Origin of the sequence: Photobacterium sanguinicancri, from assembly GCF_002265265.1 — a bacterium.
Taxonomy (GTDB): domain Bacteria; phylum Pseudomonadota; class Gammaproteobacteria; order Enterobacterales; family Vibrionaceae; genus Photobacterium; species Photobacterium sanguinicancri.
On sequence record NZ_NOIF01000271.1, the window covers coordinates 1 to 4,405 of the forward strand.

At 41.5% G+C, this 4,405-nt stretch carries 4 protein-coding genes; 3 read left to right on the forward strand and 1 reads right to left on the reverse strand.

The window, feature by feature from the left end:
* Window positions 1-1,035: putrescine carbamoyltransferase (gene ptcA, locus ASV53_RS22880; protein ID WP_094958826.1), on the forward strand; the 1,035-nt coding region annotated here is incomplete at its 5' end.
* Window positions 1,036-1,270: 235 nt separating this feature from the next.
* Entirely contained in the window at window positions 1,271-3,118 is a 1,848-nt protein-coding gene (locus tag ASV53_RS22885) for a M3 family metallopeptidase (protein WP_094958827.1), read from the forward strand.
* A gap of 176 nt (window positions 3,119-3,294) precedes the next feature.
* On the opposite strand, the gene ASV53_RS22890 is transcribed toward ASV53_RS22885, so the two are convergent.
* Window positions 3,295-3,714: a DUF3010 family protein gene (locus tag ASV53_RS22890; protein WP_062687846.1), complete on the reverse strand. Its 420-nt coding sequence runs from the start codon at window positions 3,712-3,714 to the stop codon at window positions 3,295-3,297.
* 99 nt (window positions 3,715-3,813) lie between these two features.
* On the opposite strand from ASV53_RS22890, the gene ASV53_RS22895 reads away from it, so the two are divergent.
* Window positions 3,814-4,266, forward strand: a complete 453-nt coding sequence (locus tag ASV53_RS22895) for a methyltransferase family protein (RefSeq protein WP_062687847.1) — start codon at window positions 3,814-3,816, stop codon at window positions 4,264-4,266.
* Window positions 4,267-4,405 lie beyond the last annotated feature (139 nt).

A 4,405-nucleotide genomic window follows, 5' to 3' on the forward strand; every position in this document is an offset into this window, starting at 1 on the left:
TCATCAAGTGCAACTAACCTAAAAAAAGAAGGTTTACGTCATTTCCTTAAAACTCAGGATTACACTAAAAAAGAATTGAACGATATTCTTGAGTTAATGGCAATGCTAAAAGAAGCACGTAAAGAAAATGCATTACCCCAGTTGTTTAAAGGCAAATCGGTTGCAATGATTTTTGAACAACCATCAACTCGTACTCGTGTCTCTTTTGAAACTGCGGCAACAATGCTAGGTGGTCATGCTTTATTCTTGTCACCAAAAGACATCCATCTTGGTAGCAAAGAATCATTGGAAGATACTGGTCGAGTTTTATCGCGAATGGTTGATGTGATTATGGCGCGTGTTGATGAGCACAGCACGGTAGCTGGGCTAGCTGAGCAAGCAAGTGTGCCGGTGATCAATGGTTTGTGTGATTGGTTGCACCCAACCCAAATAATGGCTGATTTATTTACGATGGCAGAGCACCTACCTGAAGGTAAATCCTTGAGCGATTTAACAGTTGCCTTTGTGGGTGATGCGACCAACGTTACTTCTTCATTAATGTTTGCGTGTACTAAGTTTGGCATGACTTTCAAACACATTTGCCCTGAACGCTTTAAAGCACCACAAAAATGGGTAGAGATTGCGCTAGATAACTGTGAAGCATCAGGCGGTAAGTTGGTGATTACCGACAACACAGATGAAGTGGCAGGGTGTGACATTATCGTTGCTGATAGCTTCTACTGGTTTGGTCAGGAAGATGAAAAAGAGCTCCGTTTATCAACGTTTATTCCTAATTATGTTGTAACGCAAGAATTAATGGATAAAGCGGGTCCTGACGCTATGTTCATGCACTGTCTACCTGCAAATGATACGCGTGAATGTACACGTGAAGTGATGGAGTCACCACGTTCGGTTATCTTTGATGAGGCAGAAAACCGCTTAACAGCACAAATGGCACTGTTGGTGTACTTCACACATCATCATATCCAAGCGCCAACTGAAGCGACATTAACCATGCATAAAGACAAAATTGAAGGTTTCTTAAAAACGCTATAAAAAGTAAATTACCTGAAATATACATCCCTGTTTATAGAGGCTCGTTATTATAATGAGCCTCTTTTTATTTGGGCGTAACGGCTACTGAATTGAAAAAATGCGATGTCATGTGGCAAGGTCATAAAGAAAAGAAAGCGTTATCTTGCTCACTATGCTAAAAAAACAGCGAATTATAAGGAATTTATTTGCTAGGCTTATGTCGTACTAGCCTAGATAGTCATAATAAGGGACGAGAATGACCGCAACAGCCTACCTCAATACATTAAACCAAGCCTATTTAACCGTTCATCGTGAGAAAGAAGATTTCTTCTGGGAAACCTACATGGGGACCAGTGATGATCACGAAGGATCGGCAAAATCACAAACGGCATGGACAAATTTCATCAGTGATGCAGGAAAGATTGCTGAAGTAAAAGCACAGCTAGCATCTGCAGATTCGATTACAGATGCGCGAGAACGCGAACAAACAATCACTGGTTTGAAAGGGTGGTTAGCAACCTTTGAGTCGCATGCACTTGAGTCACAGCAAGCTCAAGCCTTAAAAGCTGACATCATCAAGTTTGAAGCTAACCTGTTTGAGAAAAAACAGAACCACGCAATGTGCTATACCGATGAGAATGGCCAGCAGGCAGAAGGCTCTTTACCTGTACTAGGTGCCAATATCCGCAACAGCGGTGATGAAGGTGTTCGTCAATCATCGCATCAAGCATTGCTGGATCTTGAACAATGGCTATTAACGAATGGTTTCTTAGATTTGGTCAAGTTGCGTAACAAGTTTGCACGCTCACTTGGCTATGACAACTTCTTTGATTTCTCGGTAGTAAAAACTGAGCAGATGACGGCAGAAGAGCTGTTTGTCATCCTTGATGATTTCGAAGCGCGAACACGTGAAAGTAACCAATCAAGTTTAGATGAATTAGCGAAAAAGCTAGGTGAATCTTCGTTACAGGGTCACAACTTTGTGTATTCATTCTCGGGTGATGCAATGCGTGATTTGGATGCTTATGTACCGTTTTCACAATCACTGCGTCGCTGGGTGGAATCTTTTGGTCGCTTGAATATTGATTATTCAGGGGCTGAGCTTACGTTAGATTTACTGGATCGTAAGGGTAAGTATCAAAATGGTTTCTGCCATGGTCCTGTACCTTCATTTTATGATCAGGAAAGCTGGATCCCAGCAAAAGTAAACTTCACCAGTAACGCAAAGCCTGATCAAGTGGGTAGCGGTTACGATGGCATCAATACTTTATTCCATGAAGGGGGCCATGCTGCGCATTTTGCCAACGTGAAAATGAACTCACCGTGTTTTTCGCAAGAGTTTGCCCCTACATCTATGGCCTATGCTGAAACACAGTCTATGTTCTGTGATAGTTTGCTTGAAGATGCTGATTGGCTTAAGCAGTACGCACTGAGTGCCGAAGGTCAGCCAGTACCCGATGAGGTGATTAAAGCGCTGGTGGATAGCCGTCAACCATTTAGATCCTACACTGAACGCAGCATTTTAGTTGTGCCGTATTTCGAGCGCGCACTATACCAATTGTCTGAAGATGAATTAACGCCGGAAAATGTTACTCAGCTTGCACGCGACATGGAGCAGAAAATATTAGGACTGGCGTGCAGCCCACGTCCGTTACTGGCAATTCCTCATTTGTTGTCAGATGAAGCGGCATGTTCATACCAAGGCTATTTGTTGGCACATATGGCAGTATTTCAAACTCGCGCTTACTTCACAGAGAAATTCGGTTACCTAACGGATAATCCAGAAATCGGCCCATTACTTGCTGAACACTACTGGCATGCTGGTAATAGTGTTAACCATAATGGCACCATTATGCGCTTAACGGGTGAAGGCTTTAATGCTAAGTACCTTGCTGATGAGTGTAATTTATCGAAAGAACAAGCATGGGAAGCGGAGCTTCATAAAATTGAAGCATTAGCTAACCGTGAGCGAGCAGCTATATCACCACTAAATGCAACAATCAGTATTGTTGATGGGGCGACTAAACTCGCAGATAACACTCAATCTGATGGCGTGATGTGTCATGACTTTGAAACTTACATAGTGTCGACTTACGGTCGCTAATATTGATACGGCTGTTTATAACATTATCTGTTTAATATTATGAGTTGGTAAAGTTATGGCTTAGGCAAAAATAAAGCGAAGCCTGTTAGACAGTGCTTCGCTTTATTTGTATCTCACTCACCGAGTTACTTTCTGAAATGGTAAAGTGACTCCGTTTGTTTGATAGTTGTCAGTAATTAGCTCAATTGTGCAAAAGCTGTTGTGAATGCAGCTTCTTGGAATTGACGTAGGCCAGTGCTACGGAAATCAATCGCAAGTGGGTTACGCTTTAGCGATTGTTTAATTTCAGCAGTGCTAATGAACTGAACATCAAGGCCATCAATAAGTTGGATTGCAGATTCAAGCTTAAAGCCAATTGCACTTCCAGCAAATTTACCACGTGTTTCACGGGTACGGATAACAACTTGATCAACTTGGTAGTCGTCTAGTAGTTTTTTGAATGCGAATTGGAAGTCGCGCATTTCTTGGTTGTCCAATGAATCCTTGATCATGAACTTTTGAGTTCGGCAATCAGGGATATCAATCATGCCACTATTTTTGTTTAACATGCAGATAATAGCTTCATTGCTACGTAACTCAACAGCACAAATTTTCATGTATTCACCTATCATTTGATTAGTGGGCGATTTTAAGCATTTTTGTGAAGTTTGTCAGTTGTGTTTTTCAGTTAAATCCGTTTTGGGTAGAAAAAGAGTATGTATTTAAAGTTACCGCCACCGTTATTGATGATTATCACCCTTGGTTGTATGTACCTGCTTTCACAATATTGGCCGTTATGGGGATTTTCTTTTTTTGGGCAGCAAGCTTTAGTCTTAGCGCTGAGCTTGAGCGGAGCCTTACTGGGCTTATCGGGTGTTGTCTCATTTGCACGGGCGCGTACCACGGTTAATCCACACAAGCCTAAAAATACGTCACATCTAGTGACAGGGGGGATCTATCAGTTTTCACGAAACCCAATGTATTTAGGGTTAGTCCTGTTTTTGATTGCTGCATGGTTGTATTTAGGCGCAGTGTCACCTTGTGTGATGATTTTTGTGTTTGTTGGCTATATGAATCATTTTCAAATAGAGCCAGAAGAAGATGCGCTTAAATTAAAATTTGGTGATGAATTTACGACCTATTGTCAACGCGTAAGGCGATGGTGTTAGTGGCTAACATTTTCGTGATGTTTTCATCTTAAACTGGCAACCAAGCTGTATCTTTTATATCTACATTAGAGGTCGATAAATGTGTGATGTTGGTCATATTTAGAATTAATTACCACCATTATCGCTATTGGTAGTAATT